The organism is Clostridioides sp. ES-S-0006-03 (assembly GCF_020662275.1).
Lineage (GTDB): Bacteria > Bacillota > Clostridia > Peptostreptococcales > Peptostreptococcaceae > Clostridioides.
Map to the genome: position 1 here is coordinate 128,136 of NZ_JADGMM010000002.1, position 20,947 is coordinate 149,082.

The 20,947-nt window shown below is 27.0% G+C and carries 16 protein-coding genes; 12 read left to right on the top strand and 4 right to left on the bottom strand.

Annotation, left to right across the window (positions count from 1 at the left end; genetic code table 11):
* Nucleotides 1-6: 6 nt before the first annotated feature.
* The 3 genes from IR151_RS02745 to IR151_RS02755 all read right to left on the bottom strand — a co-directional run bounded on the left by IR151_RS02745 (nt 7) and on the right by IR151_RS02755 (nt 3,058).
* On the bottom strand, nt 7-1,239 hold the full coding sequence (locus IR151_RS02745; RefSeq protein WP_227432914.1) for an efflux RND transporter periplasmic adaptor subunit: 1,233 nt from the start codon (nt 1,237-1,239) through the stop codon (nt 7-9).
* Nucleotides 1,240-1,355: 116 nt separating this feature from the next.
* Entirely contained in the window at nt 1,356-2,360 is a 1,005-nt protein-coding gene (locus tag IR151_RS02750) for a HAMP domain-containing histidine kinase (protein ID WP_227432915.1), read from the bottom strand.
* Nucleotides 2,361-2,383: 23 nt separating this feature from the next.
* Nucleotides 2,384-3,058 carry a response regulator transcription factor gene (locus IR151_RS02755; protein ID WP_227432916.1) on the bottom strand — a complete coding sequence of 225 codons (675 nt, stop codon included), beginning with the start codon at nt 3,056-3,058 and terminating at the stop codon, nt 2,384-2,386.
* A 287-nt stretch (nt 3,059-3,345) separates the two neighbouring features.
* Here IR151_RS02755 and IR151_RS02760 point away from each other — a divergent pair, with 287 nt between their 5' ends.
* The 3 genes from IR151_RS02760 to ggt all read left to right on the top strand — a co-directional run bounded on the left by IR151_RS02760 (nt 3,346) and on the right by ggt (nt 7,839).
* Nucleotides 3,346-4,113 (top strand): ABC transporter ATP-binding protein, encoded by a 768-nt coding sequence (locus tag IR151_RS02760; protein WP_227432917.1) that lies wholly within the window; start codon nt 3,346-3,348, stop codon nt 4,111-4,113.
* Nucleotides 4,100-6,031, top strand: a complete 1,932-nt coding sequence (locus IR151_RS02765) for an ABC transporter permease (RefSeq protein ID WP_227432918.1) — start codon at nt 4,100-4,102, stop codon at nt 6,029-6,031. The genes IR151_RS02760 and IR151_RS02765 overlap by 14 nt, the downstream gene beginning before the upstream one ends.
* A 194-nt stretch (nt 6,032-6,225) precedes the next feature.
* Nucleotides 6,226-7,839: a gamma-glutamyltransferase gene (gene ggt / locus IR151_RS02770; protein WP_227432919.1), complete on the top strand. Its 1,614-nt coding sequence runs from the start codon at nt 6,226-6,228 to the stop codon at nt 7,837-7,839.
* A gap of 138 nt (nt 7,840-7,977) precedes the next feature.
* Here ggt and IR151_RS02775 read toward each other — a convergent pair whose 3' ends face one another.
* On the bottom strand, nt 7,978-8,829 hold the full coding sequence (locus IR151_RS02775) for a sulfurtransferase (RefSeq protein ID WP_227432920.1): 852 nt from the start codon (nt 8,827-8,829) through the stop codon (nt 7,978-7,980).
* A 628-nt stretch (nt 8,830-9,457) separates the two neighbouring features.
* Between IR151_RS02775 and IR151_RS02780 the strand changes: the two genes are divergently transcribed.
* From IR151_RS02780 to IR151_RS02820, 9 genes are all read left to right on the top strand, one after another.
* On the top strand, nt 9,458-10,351 hold the full coding sequence (locus IR151_RS02780) for a sulfide/dihydroorotate dehydrogenase-like FAD/NAD-binding protein (protein ID WP_227432921.1): 894 nt from the start codon (nt 9,458-9,460) through the stop codon (nt 10,349-10,351).
* Nucleotides 10,351-11,745 (top strand): NADPH-dependent glutamate synthase, encoded by a 1,395-nt coding sequence (gene gltA, locus IR151_RS02785; protein WP_227432922.1) that lies wholly within the window; start codon nt 10,351-10,353, stop codon nt 11,743-11,745. Before IR151_RS02780 ends, gltA begins: the two co-directional genes overlap by 1 nt.
* Nucleotides 11,746-11,915: 170 nt before the next feature.
* Nucleotides 11,916-12,248 carry a hypothetical protein gene (locus IR151_RS02790; protein WP_227432923.1) on the top strand — a complete coding sequence of 111 codons (333 nt, stop codon included), beginning with the start codon at nt 11,916-11,918 and terminating at the stop codon, nt 12,246-12,248.
* 21 nt (nt 12,249-12,269) lie between these two features.
* A complete protein-coding gene (locus IR151_RS02795) occupies nt 12,270-14,480 on the top strand; it encodes an EAL domain-containing protein (RefSeq protein WP_227432924.1) in 2,211 nt (736 codons plus the stop codon).
* Nucleotides 14,481-14,635: 155 nt separating this feature from the next.
* Nucleotides 14,636-15,382 (top strand): ABC transporter ATP-binding protein, encoded by a 747-nt coding sequence (locus tag IR151_RS02800; protein WP_227432925.1) that lies wholly within the window; start codon nt 14,636-14,638, stop codon nt 15,380-15,382.
* A complete protein-coding gene (locus IR151_RS02805) occupies nt 15,382-17,256 on the top strand; it encodes an ABC transporter permease (RefSeq protein WP_227432926.1) in 1,875 nt (624 codons plus the stop codon). Before IR151_RS02800 ends, IR151_RS02805 begins: the two co-directional genes overlap by 1 nt.
* Nucleotides 17,257-17,378: 122 nt before the next feature.
* The gene (locus IR151_RS02810; protein WP_227432927.1) at nt 17,379-18,752 is read left to right on the top strand and encodes an MATE family efflux transporter; all 1,374 of its coding nucleotides are present in this window, start codon (nt 17,379-17,381) and stop codon (nt 18,750-18,752) included.
* 107 nt (nt 18,753-18,859) lie between these two features.
* A complete protein-coding gene (locus tag IR151_RS02815; RefSeq protein ID WP_227432928.1) occupies nt 18,860-19,900 on the top strand; it encodes a Fic family protein in 1,041 nt (346 codons plus the stop codon).
* Nucleotides 19,901-20,219: 319 nt separating this feature from the next.
* The gene (locus IR151_RS02820; RefSeq protein WP_227432929.1) at nt 20,220-20,873 is read left to right on the top strand and encodes an FMN-dependent NADH-azoreductase; all 654 of its coding nucleotides are present in this window, start codon (nt 20,220-20,222) and stop codon (nt 20,871-20,873) included.
* Nucleotides 20,874-20,947: the final 74 nt, after the last annotated feature.

Below are 20,947 nucleotides of genomic sequence, written 5' to 3' on the forward strand. Positions count from 1 at the left end.
TGTAAATTAATTCACATCCATATTAACTTCTTTTAAATTTTTGTCTGGAGTAGCATCTCCATTATTATTAGAGCCAGCAGTTACACCATCACCTTGAACTGGGTCTCCTTCTTTCATTTCTTTAGTAGGGTATTTTATTACTATATCACCTTGTTCAAGACCGCCTCTAATTACAGCAAAGTCATTATTTTTACTTGCAACATCTACAATTTGTTTTTTCAAGATTCCATCTAAGTCTTTAAATACATATGAGTGTTTTTTATCCTTAAGTACACAAGATGCTGGTATTTTAAAGCTTGAGTTAGCTACTTCAAGTGATGCTTGAAGATGGAATCCATTTGTCAACCCTTCTTGGTTATCAAATGCTATGTTTATATCATAATAAGATAAAGTACTTTGTTGAGCTCCCATCTCGCTACTTGGAGTAGATGGCTTATCAGATATAAAACTTATTCTACCAGTAAGATTTTGGTCAGTTGAGAAAACTAATATATTAACCATTTGGTCAATTTTCATCTTAGGTAAATCTTGTTCACTTGCTTGCCCCTTCATATAAAACTCTAGACCTTGAATAGTCATAAATGAAGCTGGTTGGTCTGGATTTCCAGTTTGGTCATTTAAATATACAGTACCATCAAAAGGAGCAGTAGTTCTATCATATGCTTTCTTATCTAAAGAAGCTATCTGAGAGTTTAAAGCTGTTATTTGTGCATTTATAGAAGCTATAGCATCTCTATTTTCATCAATATTTGCAAGTGATATCTTTTGTTTTTTATATTGGCTAAGTTGTGATTTTAGACTATCTATTTCTGATATTATAGTTGGATTTTTAGCAGTAAAAAGAAGGTCTCCTTGATTTACCTTTTGACCATTTGTAACATTTACATCACTTAACTCATAATCTCCAGAAATATTAAAGTCTTTAGTTTGCTTAGGAACAACCATACCATTTATAAATATTTTTTCGTTTTCTGGAATAGTGTATGTTTCTATGAAGTTTTCATTAGTTTGTAATTCAGTATTTTTTGAATCGACATAAGCAAGTACCCCTAATATTAAAAGTATGATTATCACGATTCCTGCATAGATTTTAAATCTCTTGTTTTTAAAAGGATTATTTTTAAAACCTTTATTTTTAGCTTTGAAATTATTACTTCCAAAGCTAGTATTTTTAAAGCTATTACTCTTAAAGCTACTATTTCTAAATTTTTTATTTTTAAATTTTTTTAGAAAAGACATGTTTTCCTCCTTTGTATAAAAACTACTTATTATATACTGGGATGTACATATAGAATCATTATAAGAAGCATGTTGAATATAAGTCAAATGAAAATAACTTATCAATATATAAGATACTATAGATAATCTTTGAATGTAATAGTAATTTTTGTATATTGATTGTACTCTGAATCTACATCAATTTTATGGCCAAGTTTGTCACAAAGTTCTTTTACTAAATAAAGACCAAGCCCTGTAGATTTAGTGTTATTTCTTCCATTATTACCTGTAAATCCCTTATTGAATATTCGATTTAAATCTTCCTTTTTTATACCACAGCCAGTATCTTCCACCCTTAATTGTAAATAATTTTTGTGGGTTTTGCAATAGATAGATATATTATCTTCTATTGAGGCATATTTTAGGGAATTATTTAATAATTGCTCGAATATGAAGTGAAGCCATTTTTCGTCTGATAAAACTGTATAATTCAAATTATTTAAGTTTAAAATTATTTTTTTTGAGATAAAATATTTTGAATATTTTCTTATAATATCTCTAAGAATATTTTCAATATTTACTTCTTGAATCAAAAAATCTTTATGAAAATCTTCAAGTCTAGATAAATATAAAATTCTTTCAACAGAATTTTCAATTCTAAATATCTCTTTATCAATATCATCTGAAATTTTTTCTTCGATTAAATCTTCGTTTTGTTCAAGTACTAGTTTAATTATTGCTATAGGTATTTTTATATCATGTACCCACATACTCATAATTTCTTTATTTTCTTCAAATTTCTTAGTATTGATATCTATTATATCATCACACTGGTTTTGATAACCTTTAATTATATCCAAATATATTTTTTCTTCATTTGTACATTTAACTAATTCTATATCATTAGTACTAACTTTGAATGTATTATTTTTAATTTTCTCTAAAAATCTATTTTTCTTAATGTAGCCAGTAAGTATATATATAAATGAAAATACTATATTTACAATTAATATGTATACAATAGTATCTACTAAGAGAGCATCAATAGGAGAAAATATAATAACTGCTATCGTAAAAAGTAAGAAACCAAAGTTGTATACTAAAAATTCGAGTTTATCTTTGAGAAAATCTTTAAAACTCATAAATTCACCTACTTAAAACTATTTTAACTGATTATATAACCTAATCCTCTTTTAGTTTCTATAAAGTCTTCCAATCCAATTTCACTTAATTTTGAACGTATTCTGTTTACATTAACAGTGAGAGTATTATCATCTACAAACCAATCATTATCCCATAATTTTTTCATAAGTTTATTTCTACTAACTATTTTACTTTTATTCCTCATAAGTTCATGAAGAATTTTAATTTCATTTTTGGTTAGCTCAATAGTACTATCTTTATAACATATAGTTGCAGTTGATAAATCCAAAGTAACCCCATTATGGACAATTTTATTTGAATTATTATCAACAAAATTATAAGTTCTTCTTAAAAGAGCATTTACTTTAGCTATTAAAACATCTATAGAAAATGGTTTTTGTATATAATCATCTGCGCCTAGATTTACACCCATTATCACATCCATATTAGAATTTCTTGAAGAAATAAATATTATTGGAACTTTGGAAATTCTTCTTATCTCATTACACCAATGAAATCCATCATAAAATGGAAGATTTATATCTAATAAAACCAATTGTGGTTTATAATGCTTAAATTCTTCTATTATGTTTTCAAGATTTTCTATTTGATAGACAATATGTCCCCATTTAGAAAGACAATCTGCTATTTGATGTTTTAATGAAACATCATCTTCAATTACCATTATTTTAAACATTTTTACCTCCTAATCCAGAATAGTTATATTAACATAACTATATTTTACTTGATAAGTTCAAACATTTCTACCTTATAATTTAAAATAATTATATTAATATAACTATATTTTACTTGACAAATTATATTTTAAATATAATTCTAGTAAAAAGGAAGAAATATAATTAATACTTACAGAAATGTAACATTATATTAATATAAGTAAATGGTTAAAAACTACTTTAATATATATAATATATTTATAAGAATTGGAAAATGAGCAATTATGTTGAGGAGTGGTAAGTAATTATGGAAGAAATATTAATTGTTGAAAATATAAAAAAAGAGTATGGTAGAAAAGGCTCAAAATATGAAGCTTTAAAGGGAATAAGTTTTAAAGTTTATAAAGGCGAATTTGTAGGTATTATGGGTTCATCTGGAGCTGGAAAATCAACTCTTTTGAACATTATTTCTACAATAGATTTGCCTTCATCAGGAAATGTTTATATAGAGAATAAGAATATTATTAAAATGAAACAAAATAAATTAGCCGACTTTAGACGTGATAATCTTGGATTTGTATTTCAAGACTCTAACCTTTTAGATACATTAACTATAAAAGAAAATATAATGCTACCTCTTTCTTTAAAAAATGAAAAAGTATCAGTAATAGAAAGTAGAATAAAAGAAGTTTCAAAATCACTAAATATAGAATCAGTATTAGATAAATATCCTAATGAAGTCTCAGGTGGACAAAAACAAAGAGGCGCTGTTTGTAGAGCAATAGTAACAAAACCATCATTAATACTTGCAGACGAGCCTACAGGAGCATTAGATTCTAAATCTGCAAGGGATTTATTAAATTCTCTAGTAAAATTAAATAAAGATAACGATTCAACAATATTAATGGTAACACATGATGCTATAAGTGCAAGTTTTTGTAGTAGAATACTCTTTATAAAGGATGGAATAATCTTTACAGAACTTATAAAAGGAGAAAGCACAAAAGAATTCTATAATAAAATACTAAATACAGTTTCCTTAATTGGAGGAGTTAATAAAAATGAGTTTATTTAAAATTGCTATAAAAAATATAAAAAAGAACTTTTTAAGCTATTTTATGTACTTCGTTTCAATTGTATTTAGTGTATTTATATTCTTTAGTTTCAAGTCAATAGAGTACAATGAAGCCTTAAATTTACTTGGTAGAAAAACTAAAATAGGTATTAATACAAGTTCAATTGTAATAGTGGTATTTGTTTTTTTGTTTATATATTATTCAAATTCATTTTTCTTTAATAGACGTAGGCAAGAGATAGGTACTTATAGCTTGATTGGAATGAGAAAAAATCAGATAGGCAGAATATTTTTATATGAAACTTTTTTGATGGGAATCTTTGCAATATTAATAGGAATATCTTTAGGTTTTTTATTTTCAAAGCTTATGACAATGATTCTTGTAAAATTAATGAAAGAGATTATAGTAGTAAAGATGACTTTAAGTATAAGGGCTTTAATTCAGACATTAGGAATATTTTTAATAATATTTGTAGTAATTGGAATGAGAAATATTATAGTTATTAGGAATAAAAAAATTGTAGAGTTATTTAAGAAGTCACCAGAAAAATATACAAATAAAAGATTTATAAAGCTAAAGGGAACTCTTGGAGTTTTACTGATAGTATTTTCTTATTTAATGTCAGTTAGTCATTTCATTGTTGAAAACATAATGTTTTCAGCTTTTATATTAATTACAATAATACCAGGTACTTTTTTATTTTTTTCATCAATAATGTCGATAATTATAGATGTTGCTAAGAAGAAAAAAAGTTTTTATTACAAGGGAAGAAATCTAATTGCATTTTCAGAACTTGGATTCAAATTAAAGAATAATAGCAGAGTATTGGCAATAATAGCAATATTAATAGCTACAAGTGTAACTATGTTAGGATTTACAATATCAATTTATTACGATATAGATAGAAATATAAATGAAAACTACAAGTATAGTTATACTATAAATGCAGAAAATTCTCTTGTAAATAATGAAATCGATAAGCTGCTATATAAATATAAAGAAGATGATAAGGTGCTTTTTGATAAGACAGTAGAGTTTATAAGTAGAGATGTAAATTTTAAATTGTACTATAAAAAAGGAGGAGTTTATAGAGAAAATACAGTGATTGTAGATTTTATTAAAGAAAGTGATTTTAAGAAATTAAGACAATATCAAAACAGTAATTATGAAGAATTAACTTCAGAAGAGCATGTATATTATGTTTCAGATTCATATAAGAGAATGTTTCTTAAAAGTACTGGTACTCAAAAAATAGATGTATACATTAAAGAAAAAGAGAAGATGAATTTATTTACAGTTCAAAAAAATATTTTAGAGCCAGAAATAAATTTACAATCAACATTTGATTTAATTGTGGTAAAAGATAGCATATTTAATAGATTAAAATCAGGAGGAGAATCGAGATTATTAAGATTAATTGATATAAAAAATGAAAAAAAAGAGTTTGATATGTCTTTAAGATTAAAAAATATAGTTGATAAAAATATGGAATCAACTTATCCTTTTAATTTTACATCAAATGTCGAAAACTATAATGATTTAATTAGAGTAAGTGGTCTTATGTTATTTATAGGTATATTTCTATCTGTAGTATTTCTTTTGTGTACAGGAAGTATAATTTTATTTAAGCAATTATCAAATATATATGATGATAAAGAACGATATATTATGCTAAAAAAACTTGGGGCAAATAATCAAGATATTGAGAAAATAATATCAAGACAATTAAAAGTTGTATTTTTGTTGCCATTAATTGTAGGTACAATTCATAATTTATTTGCTATGTCAATTGCTCAAAAATTTATAACTAGGCCATTGCTTATACCAATTATTACAACACTAGCCATTTATTATATAGGTTATTTTATATATTATTTTATAACATTAAAATACGCTCAAAATATGATAATAGATTAAGTTGTAGAGTATTTTTTACTTAATAAGAATTAAATACTAAAAACAAGATAGCTTATCTAATCAAAACAAAAAAATATTATAATAATGTAATTAAGTCTTGGAAAAAGTTTGTATTTTGTATCAGTTGTATTAATTAATGTTATATAATAAATTTAAGGAAAATATAAAATAAAAATGACAAGGAGTTGAAAATTATGATGTTTGATGCTCATCAACATAAATATCCATCAATAAGAAATGTTATATATGCTAAAAATGGAGCAGTTGCAACTTCAACGCCATTAGCTTCTCAAGCTGGGCTTGAAATACTAAAAAAAGGTGGAAATGCTGTGGATGCAGCAGTTGCAACTGCTGCTACATTATCTGTAGTTGAACCTACAAGTAATGGAATTGGAGGAGACGCATATGCTCTTGTTTGGATAGAGGAAGAAAAACGATTATATGGGCTAAATTCTAGCGGTTTTGCTCCAGAAAGAATGGAATTAAAAAATTACAAGAACATGAAAGAAATGCCAAAGTATGGATTTGGAGCAGTAACTGTACCTGGAATACCTGCAGCTTGGGCAGAATTAAATAAAAAGTATGGAAAACTTAGTCTACTAGAATGTTTATCTCCAGCAATTAAATATGCAAGAGAAGGATATGTTGTTTCTCCTAATGTATCAAAAGTATGGAAAAAATCCTATGAACTATATGAAAAAGAATTTGTTGGAGAAGAATTTAAGTCATGGTTTGAGACGTTTTCTAAGGATGGTAAAGCTCCAGAAGCTGGTGACATATTTGTATGTGAAGAGCATGCTAATACATTAGAAGAAATAGCCAATACACAAGCTGAAAGTTTTTATAGAGGTAGACTAGCAGATAAAATAGATGAGTGTTCTAGAAAGTTTGAAGGAGCTATAAGAAAAAGTGATTTAGCGAGTTTTTATCCAACTTGGGTAGAACCTATAAGCACAGAATATAAAGGATATAAAATATTTGAAATTCCACCGAATGGACATGGAATAACAGTCCTAATGGCATTAAATATATTAAAAGAATTGGACATAAAAGGAGATATAGAAAATGTAGATGACATACATAAGATTATAGAAAGCTTAAAACTGGCTTTTGCAGATTCTAAAACTTATGTAACTGATATAGAACATATGAAAGTAAAGGTTCAGGAATTATTAAGTCAAGATTATGCAAAAAAGAGAAGTTTATTGATTGATAATGAAAAAGCTTTATACCCAAAAGAAGGAGAACCATATTGTGGTGGAACTGTATATCTTTGTACTGCTGACAAAGATGGAAATATGGTTTCATATATACAGAGTAATTATATAAATTTTGGTTCTGGGATAGTAATACCAAACACTGGTATTGCACTACATAGTAGAGGTAATAATTTTAACTTAGACCCTAAACACCATAATGTAGTAAAACCATTTAAAAAACCTTATCACACAATAATACCTGGTTTTTTAGGTAAAGATGATAAGGCAATAGGTCCATTTGGTGTAATGGGTGCTTTTATGCAACCACAGGGACATCTTCAAGTATTAACGAGTATGATAGACTTTGGTTTAAACCCTCAAGAGGCATTAGATGCTCCAAGATGGCAGTGGATAAAAGGTAAAGAGATAGAAGTTGAATCAGAGATGCCAAGACAGATGGTAGATGCTCTTATTGAAAAAGGTCATGAGATAAAAGTAATTCATGATAATGTTGATATGGGTAGGGGACAAATAATCTTCAAAACAGAGCAAGAAAGTTATGTTTGTGCAACAGAGTCAAGATGTGATGGTCATGTTGCAGTTTATTAATATTGTAAACTAAATTTATATTTAATGACTAAAGGAATCTATATGAAATGATGATAATAAAAGGCGAAAGTCTACAATGACTAACGCCTTTATAAAAAACTAAGATATATAATATGCTAGATTTATCTATTATTAACTTTATTCTTGTCCAGTTTTAACTTCGTTGTCATCATAGCTAATCCAGTCACTAAAGCTACCAACATAAATCTTATGGGGCATATTAAGTTCTCTAAGTGCAAGGCTGTTAACACAAGCAGATATTCCTGAACCACAAGACAAAATTATTTCTTCATAATTGTTTAAATCCTTAAAGAAGTCTTTTAAAAATTCAGTATCTTTAAGTGAGCCATTTTCAAAATCACCTTTTATTAAATCCTTGCAAAAGTAATTTTTTGCACTAGGTATATGGCCAGCTTTTGAATATGCAGGTTCAACTAAACCTTGGTATCTTTCATTAGCACGACAATCTATAATCACAGTATTTTTGTCATATAATTTAGACTTAACATATTCCATTGGAACAACTAAACTGTCATTTACATTAGGCTTAATTGTTTTGTCTGTACAGTTTGGAATATTTATTTTTTCTTCTAATTCTCCACCTTCTTTTACAAAAGCTGTTATTCCACCATCTAATACATAGACATTTTCAAGACCTAAGTGTTTTAATTGGAAGAATAGTCTACAAGCACCATTTAAATCTCCATCATCATAAGCTACAATTGTAGTGTAATTATCAACACCCATTTTTTCTAACTTTTCTTTTAATATAAAAGGGTCTTGTAAAGGATTTTTACCGCCATGTTCTTTTGTAGGAGATGATAAATCCTTGTCTATATCCAAGATAAAGCTACCTTTTATATGTCCTTTTTTATAAGAATCAATACCATAAGTTCTATTGATAAGGTCAAATCTACAATCTATAACAACTAGATTATCATTATGTTCTAATTTAGATATAAGCTCTTTTGCAGAAATAATATTTTTCAAAAAACAAACCTCCTATTTTTAATTATTTTTATGTGTATTCATAATAATTATTAACTTTATAAATTAATATTATTATAAATTATTACATAAGTAAATAAATCTTTAGAAAATATAAAAATTTTATATAAAAATTCAAATAATTAATGAATATTAAAAATTTTAGATATATAATAAAATAAGAGTATATTTTAGTTTATATAAAAGCTGGTATTGCAATAGATTAAAGCCTTATACATGTTTAGTTTTTAAAGAAATCTGAGTTATTATGAAAACCTAGGTTAATTTATTAAACAAATAATTGAATAAAAAAAATTTATTATGTATTTATAAAATTTTTGTTACAAATTTGGCATAATATAGTATACTTTAAGTGTGTATTAGGTTAAATCTATAACAAATTATACGTATAATATGGGTTTTAATATTTGTTGGAATTTAAACGTAATTTGTTAATATCAACTATTTGTAATTTGGGCAGTTATAATTATTTTACAGGGGGGATGTCCAATACAAAACATTTAATCGAGAACTAATATTGTATTATAATTAGAGTTATAGTTTTGTGTGTTTATGTTTTAATTAAATTTAAAGTGGGAAAAATATATTTGTTAGAATGGAGAATAGCGAGATGAGTAATAAAATAGTTAGTAAGAGACAATTAACAGATAGTATTTATTTGATGGAAATAGAGGCTCCTAGAGTTGCAAAATCTTCTCAGCCTGGTCAATTTATAATAATTAAAAATGATGAAAAGGGAGAAAGAATTCCTCTTACAATAGCTGATTATGATAGAGAAAAAGGAACAGTAACTATCGTATTCCAAACAGTTGGTGCTTCAACTAAGAAATTAGCAATGTTTGAAGAAAACGATTTTGTGATGGACTTTGTAGGGCCATTAGGACAAGCAAGTGAATTCATACATGAAGATATAGAAGAATTAAAAAATAAAAAAATCCTATTTGTAGCTGGTGGAGTAGGTTCTGCTCCAGTGTATCCACAAGTTAAATGGTTTAAAGATAATGGATTAGATGTAGATGTAATAATTGGTGCAAGAACTAAAGAATTAATCATATTAGAAGATGATATGAGAAAAGTAGCTAAAAATGTATACATATCAACAGATGATGGTACATATGGATTTGATGGAAGAGTTACAGATTTATTAAAAGATTTGGTTGATAATCAAGGCAAAAAATATGACCAAGCAATAGTAATTGGACCAATGATAATGATGAAATTTATGTGTCAATTGACTAAAGAATTAAACATACCTACTATAGTAAGTTTAAATACAATAATGATTGATGGAACAGGTATGTGTGGTGGTTGTAGAGTTAGTGTTGGAAATGAGACTAAGTTTGCATGTGTAGATGGTCCTGAATTTGATGGACATTTAGTTGATTTTGACCAAGCTATGAGAAGACAATCTATGTACAAAACTCAAGAAGGAAGAGCTATGTTAAAACTTGAAGAAGGCGATAGTCATCATCATAGTAATTGTGGATGTGGAGGTAACAAATAATGGATGCTAAAAAAGTAAAAGTACCAGTTAGAGAACAAGAACCTGCTGTAAGAGCAACAAATTTTGATGAAGTATGTTTAGGATACAATAAAGAAGAAGCTATGGCAGAAGCTAATAGATGTCTAGGATGTAAAAAACCAAAATGTGTAGGTGGATGTCCAGTAGGAATTGATATCCCAGGATTTATAACAAAAATTAAAGAAGATGATATAGAAGGTGCTGCTAAAGTAATAGCCAAGAGTAGTTCACTACCTGCTGTTTGTGGTAGAGTATGTCCACAAGAAAGTCAATGTGAAGGTGTATGTATACTTGGAATAAAATCAGATGCAGTATCAATAGGAAAATTGGAAAGATTTGTAGCAGATTGGTCAAAAGAAAATGATATAAACTTATCTGATACAGAACCTAAGAAAAATCAAAAAGTAGCTGTAATAGGAAGTGGACCAGCAGGTCTTGCTTGTGCTGGTGACTTAGCTAAAAAAGGTTATGATGTAACAATATTTGAAGCAATGCATGAACCAGGTGGAGTTTTAACTTATGGAATACCTGAATTTAGACTTCCAAAACAAGCTGTTGTTCAACCTGAAATAGATAATATAAGAAAATTAGGTGTAAAAATAGAAACTAATGTAATTGTTGGTAAAACAATAACAGTAGATGAACTTATAGAAGATGAAGGATTTGAAGCTATATTCATAGGTTCAGGGGCTGGTCTTCCTATGTTTATGAACATACCAGGAGAAAATGCTAATGGAGTATTTTCTGCAAATGAGTTTTTAACTAGAGTAAACTTAATGAAAGCTTATAGAGATGATTATGATACACCTATTAGTTCTGGTAAAAAAGTTGCTGTAGTTGGTGGTGGAAATGTTGCTATGGATGCTGCTAGAACTGCATTAAGATTAGGTTCAGAATCATATATAGTTTATAGAAGAAGTGAAAAAGAGCTTCCAGCGAGAGCTGAAGAAGTACATCATGCAAAAGAAGAAGGAATTATATTTAATACATTGACAAATCCTAAAGAAATTTTAGTAGATGAAAATGGATATGTTAAAGGTATGGTTTGTATAAGAATGGAATTAGGAGAACCAGATGATTCTGGAAGAAGAAGACCTATAGAAATAGAAGGTTCTGAATTTGTACTTGATGTAGATACAGTTATAATGTCACTTGGAACAAGTCCAAATCCATTAATATCTTCTACAACAAAGAGTCTTGATATAAATAAGAGAAGATGCTTAATAACAGATGAAAATGGTCAAACTTCTAAAGAAGGTGTATTTGCAGGTGGAGACGCTGTTACTGGAGCAGCAACAGTAATATCTGCAATGGGTGCTGGTAAAACTGCAGCAGCTTCAATAGATGAATATTTAAAAGCAAAAGTTAATGCTTAATTTGTAAATTAAATATACCAAGTTAGAATAATTTCTAGCTTGGTATATTTTTTTGAAAAATTATATAATAAAGCCATAGTTACTATTGTAATATTTACTATTAAGTAACATAATTTTGTTTAATTATGGTAAAATAATATCGAATAAAGATTTTATAAGGGGGAAATAATGTGTGGTTGGCAGAATCAGAGTTATCAGACTTGACATTAGAACTTATACCTAAAAAGAATATTTTTGGTATAACGGTTACATATATTAGTGCAACAGATATTGAAAATGTAAGCATTTTAGATAAAGCAAGTATAAATTACTTAAAAAATAATATCCCATCATTAGAATATAGGCCTTTCCTATATAAAATTGAAAAATTAAATGTGCCAGTTTTAAATTATGAATCTCGTATAAAGGATTCATATAAATTTAAAGAAAGAATACTTTTGGATTATTCACATAGAGTAATGTCACAAGTTATTAAAGAGCCGATTGAGTATGTATTACAATAGTATAATTAATGGTGTTTAAATATGAGAAAAAGAGAAAAAATATTTGATGGATTAGTTTTTAGGTATATATTAATTTTATGGATGTTATTAATTTTAATTGATTTTACAAGTACAATTATATATGCAAGTAATTCTATGGAGGTTGCTTCTAAAAATATGATTGAAGCCTCAAAAAGAGAATTAGAAAATTATTTAAGTGTCAATGCATCCTTATTAAAAGCTCTTAGTCAAGACGATAGATTTTCTGATGCCAGAACTTCTCTAATTGAAAAAGGTAAGTTATTAAGACCTTATCAAAAACAATATAACCTTTTTATGCTTGGAATAACTGATGCACAAGGGAATACTTCAAGTACATATAGAGAAAGGGTTGGGACAATAAAAGACCGAACTCATTTTCAGAAGGTATTAGAAACAAAGAAAATGGTGATTTCTGACATTACAGTTAGTAAGGTTACAGGAGATAAAGTATTTATTATATGTGTACCTATTATAAAAAATAATGAAGTAACTGGAACTATTTTTGCTTCCTTTTATTTTCAAGATGTAAATAAGATAGTAAGTAGAAGTAATTCTGATGATTCTATTAAGTTTTTAATGGTAGATAAAAATTATGCCATTATTTCTCATCAAAATAAAGACTATGTCCACAATAAGACGGACATGTTTAGTATAGAAGGAAATATTATAGGGTCCAGTAAAAATGAAATTTTAAAAAATATAGATGAGAAACGTCAAGGTGGTTTTTTATCATGGGATAATTGGAAGTTATATAGTGCAAGATATACGAGTATCGAAGGAACTGATTGGACGTTAATATCAAGTTGTGATGTCTTTAAGAACTTTAAAAGCTTGATAATTGATTTTATAATCAAGTTATTTTTCTATATATTAATATTTTTGATATTGTGGAAATTAAGTAATGTTACACTAATAGAACAACTGAAAAAATTAGCTTATTATGATTCCTTAAGTGGAATAAAGAACAAAGAAAAGTTTAAAAAAGATTCTATATATATTTTACATAATTATTATAAGGATGATTTTTACTTAGTTCAATTGGATGTCAATAAATTTAAATACATAAATGAGATGTTTGGTTATACTGAAGGAAATAAGATATTAATACATATTGCAAATGTGTTAAAACACAATACAAACAAATATGAACTTTGTGCCAGAATGGATAATGACCACTTTATATTATTGCTTTCTTGTAATACTGATACTGACCTTTTAAATAGACTAGCTAAAATAAATAATGAAATATGCAATTTAAGTACTAGTAATTCTTCACAATATAAAATTGTTATGTCAAGTGGCATATATAAGATAAATAGAAGTGATGATATACAAAAAATTGACTTGTTAATTGATAGAGCGAATATTGCTGCAAAAACAAAAAAAGATAAGTATGAGCATTCATATTCATTTTTCAATGAAGATACAAGAAATCGATTATATAGAGAAAAGAAATTGGAGGATAATATGAATAAAGCTTTGGAAAAAGGCGAGTTTGTAGTATATTACCAACCAAAATATAGTTTAAATGATGGAAATGAAATTGAAGGAGCAGAAGCTCTAATAAGATGGAACAATCCAGATATAGGATTTATTTCACCCGTAGATTTTGTACCTTTATTTGAAAGAAATGGTTTCATTGTAAATATTGATATGTTTGTATTTGAAGAAGTATGTAAGACCTTGAGAAAGTGGCTAAACAAAGGTTATAACCCTGTGCCAATCTCAGTGAATATATCTAGAGTTCATTTACATAGAGATAATTTTATAGAGAATATTACTGAATTGATAAATAAGTATAATATATCTCCTAAGTTTATAGAACTTGAATTAACAGAAAGTGTTGTATTTGATAATTTAAATATATTGATTGATATAATTAAGAGGCTTAAAAAGATAGGATTTCTTATATCAATGGATGATTTTGGCTCAGGATATTCATCCTTGAATCTATTAAAGGACCTTCCTTTTGATATTTTAAAATTAGATAGAGGCTTTCTAATTGAAACAACAGATACAAAACGTGGAAAAATTATTATCTCTAAGATAGTAGAAATGTCAAAAGCGATTAATATTAAAGTTATATGTGAAGGTGTAGAAACCAATGAGCAAGTAGAGTTTTTAAAAGAAATAGGATGCGATAAGGTTCAAGGTTATTTATTTGCTAAACCGATGGTACTTAGTGAATTTGAAAAGCTTCTAAAATTTTAGTTGAATTAATTATTAATACTAATTAGTTTGTTGATACCCTAACAATTAACTTACAAATATGTAAGTTAATTGTTAGGGTATTTTTATGGTTAAAATGGGATATTCACGATAATATATTACTGTAGTGAAAATAAAAAAGTAATGGAGAATATAAAATGAACATATTAAGTATTAAAAATATATCAAAAACATATTATGGAAAAGTTCCATATAAAGCATTAGATAGTATTAATTTAAGTATAGAAAAGGGCGAATTTGTAGCTGTTATGGGTCCATCTGGAAGTGGCAAATCTACTCTCTTAAATATAATATCTACAATTGATAAGCAGAGTGAAGGCCAAGTTATATTAAATGGACAGGATACAAGTAAATTAGAAGGAGAAAAATTAGCTGAATTTAGAAGAAAACAACTTGGTTTTGTATTTCAGAATTTTAATTTGATTGATACTTTGACAGTTGGTGAAAATATAATGTTGCCACTTACACTAGATGGTAGAAATGTTAAAAAAATGAACAGGGAAACTAAAAATATATCTGAATTTTTAGGTATTGATAAAATTTTAGATAGAAGAACTTATGAGATTTCAGGAGGACAAGCTCAAAGATGTGCAATTGCTAGAGCAATTATAAATAACCCATCATTACTTCTTGCAGATGAACCAACAGGGAATCTTGATTCGAAATCCACTGATGATGTTTTAGAGTTATTTGCCAAGATAAACAAAGAACAAAATGTAACTACACTTATGGTAACTCATGAAGCATATAGTGCAAGCCATTCAGATAGAGTTGTTTTTATAAAGGATGGATACATATATACAGAGATAAAGAAATCAGGCACGAATAGTTCTTTTTACAATAAAATACTATCTGTCTTGTCTCAAATAGGAGGTGTAAGGTAGTGACTTTTGGAAGATTTGCTTATAATAATATAATTAGAAATTTTAGAGCATATTTAGCGTATTTTTTAAGCTCAATTTTCTCTATAATGATATTTTTTGTATTTGCAGTATCTATGTTTCATCCAATTATAACGGATTCTGGAATCCAAAGTGGTTCTACTGCATTTATGGCTCTTATGATTTCAGAATTAATAATATTAGGATTTAGTCTGCTTTTTATATTATATTCCTTAGGAAATTTCTTAAAATCTAGATTAAGAGATTTTGGAGTTATGATAATAATTGGAATGAGTGATAAACAATTGAAAAGATTGATATTGATTGAAAATTTAATAATAGGATTATTAGCAATAATGTTAGGAATACTTTTAGGGCTATCTATTTCTAAGTTATTTTTATTGTATTTAGGTAAAATATTTTATATGAACTTGACAGAAAGTTACTTTCCAATAAAAGCGATACTAATGACAATTATATCTTTTATGTTATTATTTTTGATAACAGGACCACTTAGCTTAAAATTGTTAAACAAAAATAATATTTTTGAACTTTTAGTAGGCACAAAGAAACCTAAAAAAGATATAAAACCTTCAAAATTATTTGGAATACTTGGTATATCATGTCTTATGACAGGATATGCTATGATACTATTTGGTAATAAGTTAAATATAAATGGTGATATGTACATGATAGCGCTGTTGATTACTCTAGGAATGTTTTTATTTTTTTCTCAGTTTACCATTTTAATATTAAAGCATATGAAAAATAGAGAGAAGTTTTATAAAAACAAAATAAATATGTTGCTTATAGGTAATTTAGTATATAAGATGAAAGATAATTCTCGATTATTGTTTTTAATGACAATACTTTTATCTGGTACTTTAGTAGCATTTACAACAACTTTAACGCTTGTAACTTCACAAGGTAAATCCTCTAAAAATAATTTTCCAATGGTTTACTCATATTTCTCAGAAGACAATAATAACAAAAAATATGAAGACTTAGAAGAAATTAGAAACACAATAAAAGAATATGATTATAAGGAATTAAGTTTTCCTATGCTTGAATATAATAATGAAGTATTATTAAGTATGAGTAACTATAATAAATTATCAAAACAATTGGGATTAGATAAAATTAATCTAAAGATAGATGAGGGCATTATAGTTCCTAGATATAATTCTAAAGAGCATATAAATTCTTTAAAAGAAATTAAAGCTTATAAGATAAAAAATGTAAACATAAAGATAAAAGAATCAACAGATAGGATAATTTTTCCTACAGGTATGTTTAGTAAAATTATAGTTATACATGATAATTTATATAATAATATACAAAGTAAGTTTTCAAAAATAAACTTTCATGGATTTGATTATGAAAACTGGCAAAATAGTGCTGATATAACTGAAGCATTAAAAGAAAAACATTTTAATCTAGATAGAAATGATATGAAGTCATATTTTTTAACCTTACCAGATATGTATTTAGCTGAGTTACAACAAAGTAAAATTCTTCAATTTATGGGTATTTTCATAGGTGTTATTCTGTTTATGGCAGTTCTTAGTTTTTTGTATTTTAGACTATACACAGATGAACCTTTTGATAAGGTTAAGTACAACAATCTATCAAAAATAGGTCTATCTTTTAAAAATATGAATAAGATTGTTAGTATAGAGACAGGTATACTATTTTTTGTACCTTTTATCATAGCTATTGTAAATAGCATATTTTCTTTACTCTTTTTAAATAGTGTACTAAACAATAGTTTTAACTTAAAAAATTGGGGTATATTATTAGTGCTCTCATGTATATATTCACTTTATTTTCATTTACTAAAGAAATTTTATATTAGAAAAGTTTGGTTTTTTGATTAAAGTGGTATATAATATATATTATAGAAAATTAATATTTAAAAAGTAGTTAATATTAAGGGAGGGCATATGCACCTCCCTTGTAATATGTGGAAAATTAAATATTAGAAGAAGGAGGAGACTTGATGGATAATCAACAATTATTAGGAACGGAACGAATCAGTAAATTACTACTGAAATACTCTATACCGGCAATAATAGGTATGCTGGTAAATAGTCTATATAATGTGGTAGACAGAATTTTTATTGGGAACATACCAGGGGTTGGACCACTTGCAATAACAGGTCTTGGTGTTACGATGCCAATAATGACAATAATACTTGCATTTGGTATGTTGATAGGAATAGGAACAACGACAACTATATCGATAAAACTTGGGCAAGGTAAAGTAGAAGATGCAAGGAAACTTATAGGAAATGCAATGACATTAGCTGTAGTTACAGGAATTATAATAATGGTACTTGGGATATTATTTGCAAATAAAATACTTACATTATTTGGAGCAAGTGAAAATACATTAATATATGCAAAGACATATATAAATATCATCTTATTAGGAACAATAGTAAATCTTCTATCCTTTTCTTTAAATCACTCAATAAGAGCTGACGGTAGCCCTAAGATTTCAGCAGGAATAATGATAATAGGATGCCTAACTAATATAGTTTTAGATTGGATGTTAATATTTGGATTCAATATGGGAATACAAGGAGCTGCAATTGCTACAGTAACTTCTCAAGCTCTTACAGCCATTTTAACTATAGGCTACTATATAAGTGGAAAATCAAATTTAAAATTCAGTAAATCTCATTTAAAATTAGATAAAAGATTAGTAGGTGCAGTATTTGCAATAGGAATGTCACCATTTGCTATGCAACTTGCAGCAAGCTTAGTTCAAGTAATATCAAATATTGCACTTAAAACTCATGGTGGAGATTTAGCTATAGGAGCTATGGCTACAATTTCTTCTATAGCAATGGTATTTTTAATGCCTATCTTTGGAATAAATCAGGGAGCGCAACCCATTATAGGTTTTAACTATGGGGCTGAAAAATACGATAGAGTTAAAAAAGCATACTTAGGTTCATTAGTAGTAGCTACTATAATTTTATGCATGGGTATGGTAGTAATTATACTTTTCCCAGAGGCAATTATAGGGATATTTAATAAAGACCCTGAGCTTATGAGTATATCTGTAGATGGTTTAAAAATATACCTACTTATGTTACCAATTGTAGGTTTATCAATTACAGGAACAAACTTTATACAATCTATAGGTAAAGCAAAAATGGCAATGTTATTAAGTCTTCTAAGACAGGTAATTTTATTGATACCAGCAGTAATAATTCTTCCTACATTCTTAGGTTTAAAGGGTGTATGGACAGCTCAACCAGTATCTGACTTTATAGCCACAGTAATTACAGGTGTAGTAGTATTTAGAGAGTTGAAAAGATATACACCTAAAAGTGAACGTTTAAGTGAAATAACAACTGAATAAAAAGTATAATTTCAGATAAATAAGTAAAAAATTGTAAAAAATACAATTATATGATAAAATAAAACCGCTGTCAAAAAGAAGAGAAATTCTAATTATGGAGTGATTTTATGGAATTTACAAAAAAAAGCAAATTAAAAAATATGTATGTAAACATGAATGTAGCTAGAATGTTGTCTAAGATAAATGAGTATAAGGGTAGACAACTGCTTTACAAAAAACAACCAAAAGAAATTTTAGAAAGTCTAGAAAAAAAATCTTTAGTAGATTGTTCAGAATCTACATATATTGGAAATCAAAAAGAAAGTAATACTTTTAATTTAGAAAAATTAATAAGTAATGAAGTCACACCTAAAAGTAGAGAAGAGTTAAGTATTGTTGAATACAGAGATGTAGTAAAAACTATTAACAGTGCTTATGAGAGTATACCAATAAGCTCACAAACAATTCTTGAACTTCATGGATACTTATATAAATTTTCATCTACCAGAGGGGGAAGCTATAAATCAGAAAGTGGATTCTTTGAATATAATTTAAAAAATAGTGACTTCATAAATGTTGATGCAAGTGTTAATAAGGTTGAAAAAGCTGTAGAAGAAATATGTGAAGCTTATAATACATTGATAGATGAGGATGAAATTGATATATTAATATTAATTTCTGCATTTGTGTTAGATTTCATCTTGATACATCCATTTAAAGAAGGTAATATAAAAATGGCAAGAGTACTTATACTATTGCTGTTAAACAAAAATGGATATGAAGTTGGAAGATATATAAGTTTAGGAAAAATATTTGATGACAGTTCATATGAGTACTATAGTAACTTAAACTATTTGAAGTCATCTATAGGGAATGAAAAATCAGATATGAATGCTTGGATTGAATATTTTTTAGAAACTATATTGACTGCATATAAGAAGTTAGATGACAGTTTAAATGTATCTGATAAGAAAAGACAGACAAAAACTAGTAGAATAGAAAAAATAATAAATTCTACTCTTGGATATTTTACAAAAGAAGATATAAAGGACTTGTGTCCTGATATTCCAGAACCTACTATAAATAGAGTTTTTAATAATCTAAGAAAACAAGATAAGATAGAGGTTGTTGCAAGGGGAAGAAGCGCAAAATGGAAGAAGAAGTATTAAAAAATACTTTAATAATTTTAATGGTATAGTGTTAAAGCACTATACCATTTTTTATTGAAATTAGAAACTCTGAGAGGAATTTACATAACTTTATGGAACACTTATCTTATCTAAAATACTATAGGTAATTTCTTGATTAGAATTTTAAAATATTTAAAATTATATTATATAATAAATTATGTTTTATTCCTGTACTCTATCAATTTACTTTTTAAGATTATTTAACAAATATATTTCTACTAACTTTATAATTTAATTACAGAATAGAATGGTTATTTTTGTGAAATAATAATATAAAAATAATCTTAGGAGTGAGCTTATGAAGAAAAAATTATTATATATAAATGTGAATTCAAAACCAGAAGATTTATCTTCAAGTAAAACTGTAGCAAGAAAGTTTATCAATAAATTTATAGAAAAAAATAAGGATTTCGAAGTTGAAGAAATAGATCTTTATAAAGAGCATATACCAAGACTAGAATATCAATACTTCGAAAAGAGAAATAGTATAGTCAGCGAAGAAGCCGCTAAGCAATTAGATGATAAGGATAGAAAAGAACTTGCAAAAATTAGAAGCCTTTGTGACCAATTTGTGAGTGCAAGTGTATATGTAATAGCAGCACCTATGTGGAGTTTATCTTTTCCAGCACCACTTAAAGAATATATAGATTGTATAATTCAAGATGGAAAAACTATATCTTTTGAAGGTGATGATAAACCACAAGGAATACTGAATGATATTGATAGAAGTATGGTATATATACAATCTTCAGGTGGACATATACCATGGGTACTAAAACCAGTTATGAATAAAGGGGTAAATTATGTGGAAAGTATCATGAAATTTATAGGAATCAAAAAATTTGATGAATTATTAGTAGATGGAACTGGAACTAGTGAAGAAGAAAGACAAAGTGCAATAGAAAAAGCATCTGAAAAAATAGAAGGCATAGTAGATTCTATGAAGTTTTAGTTATAATATTTTATTTTATTGAAAATATAAAGGAAAAACCTCTCTTAATGTAGAAACCTATATTGAAGGAGGCG

Coding starts and splice junctions, on each gene's coding strand:
- IR151_RS02760 (WP_227432917.1), top strand. CDS start 3,346: ATGGAAGAAATATTAATTGTTGAAAATATAAAAAAAGAGTATGGTAGA.
- ggt (WP_227432919.1), top strand. CDS start 6,226: ATGATGTTTGATGCTCATCAACATAAATATCCATCAATAAGAAATGTT.
- IR151_RS02800 (WP_227432925.1), top strand. CDS start 14,636: ATGAACATATTAAGTATTAAAAATATATCAAAAACATATTATGGAAAA.
- IR151_RS02755 (WP_227432916.1), bottom strand. CDS start 3,058: ATGTTTAAAATAATGGTAATTGAAGATGATGTTTCATTAAAACATCAA.
- IR151_RS02815 (WP_227432928.1), top strand. CDS start 18,860: ATGGAATTTACAAAAAAAAGCAAATTAAAAAATATGTATGTAAACATG.
- IR151_RS02810 (WP_227432927.1), top strand. CDS start 17,379: ATGGATAATCAACAATTATTAGGAACGGAACGAATCAGTAAATTACTA.
- IR151_RS02780 (WP_227432921.1), top strand. CDS start 9,458: ATGAGTAATAAAATAGTTAGTAAGAGACAATTAACAGATAGTATTTAT.
- IR151_RS02765 (WP_227432918.1), top strand. CDS start 4,100: ATGAGTTTATTTAAAATTGCTATAAAAAATATAAAAAAGAACTTTTTA.
- IR151_RS02750 (WP_227432915.1), bottom strand. CDS start 2,360: ATGAGTTTTAAAGATTTTCTCAAAGATAAACTCGAATTTTTAGTATAC.
- IR151_RS02820 (WP_227432929.1), top strand. CDS start 20,220: ATGAAGAAAAAATTATTATATATAAATGTGAATTCAAAACCAGAAGAT.
- IR151_RS02795 (WP_227432924.1), top strand. CDS start 12,270: ATGAGAAAAAGAGAAAAAATATTTGATGGATTAGTTTTTAGGTATATA.
- gltA (WP_227432922.1), top strand. CDS start 10,351: ATGGATGCTAAAAAAGTAAAAGTACCAGTTAGAGAACAAGAACCTGCT.
- IR151_RS02745 (WP_227432914.1), bottom strand. CDS start 1,239: ATGTCTTTTCTAAAAAAATTTAAAAATAAAAAATTTAGAAATAGTAGC.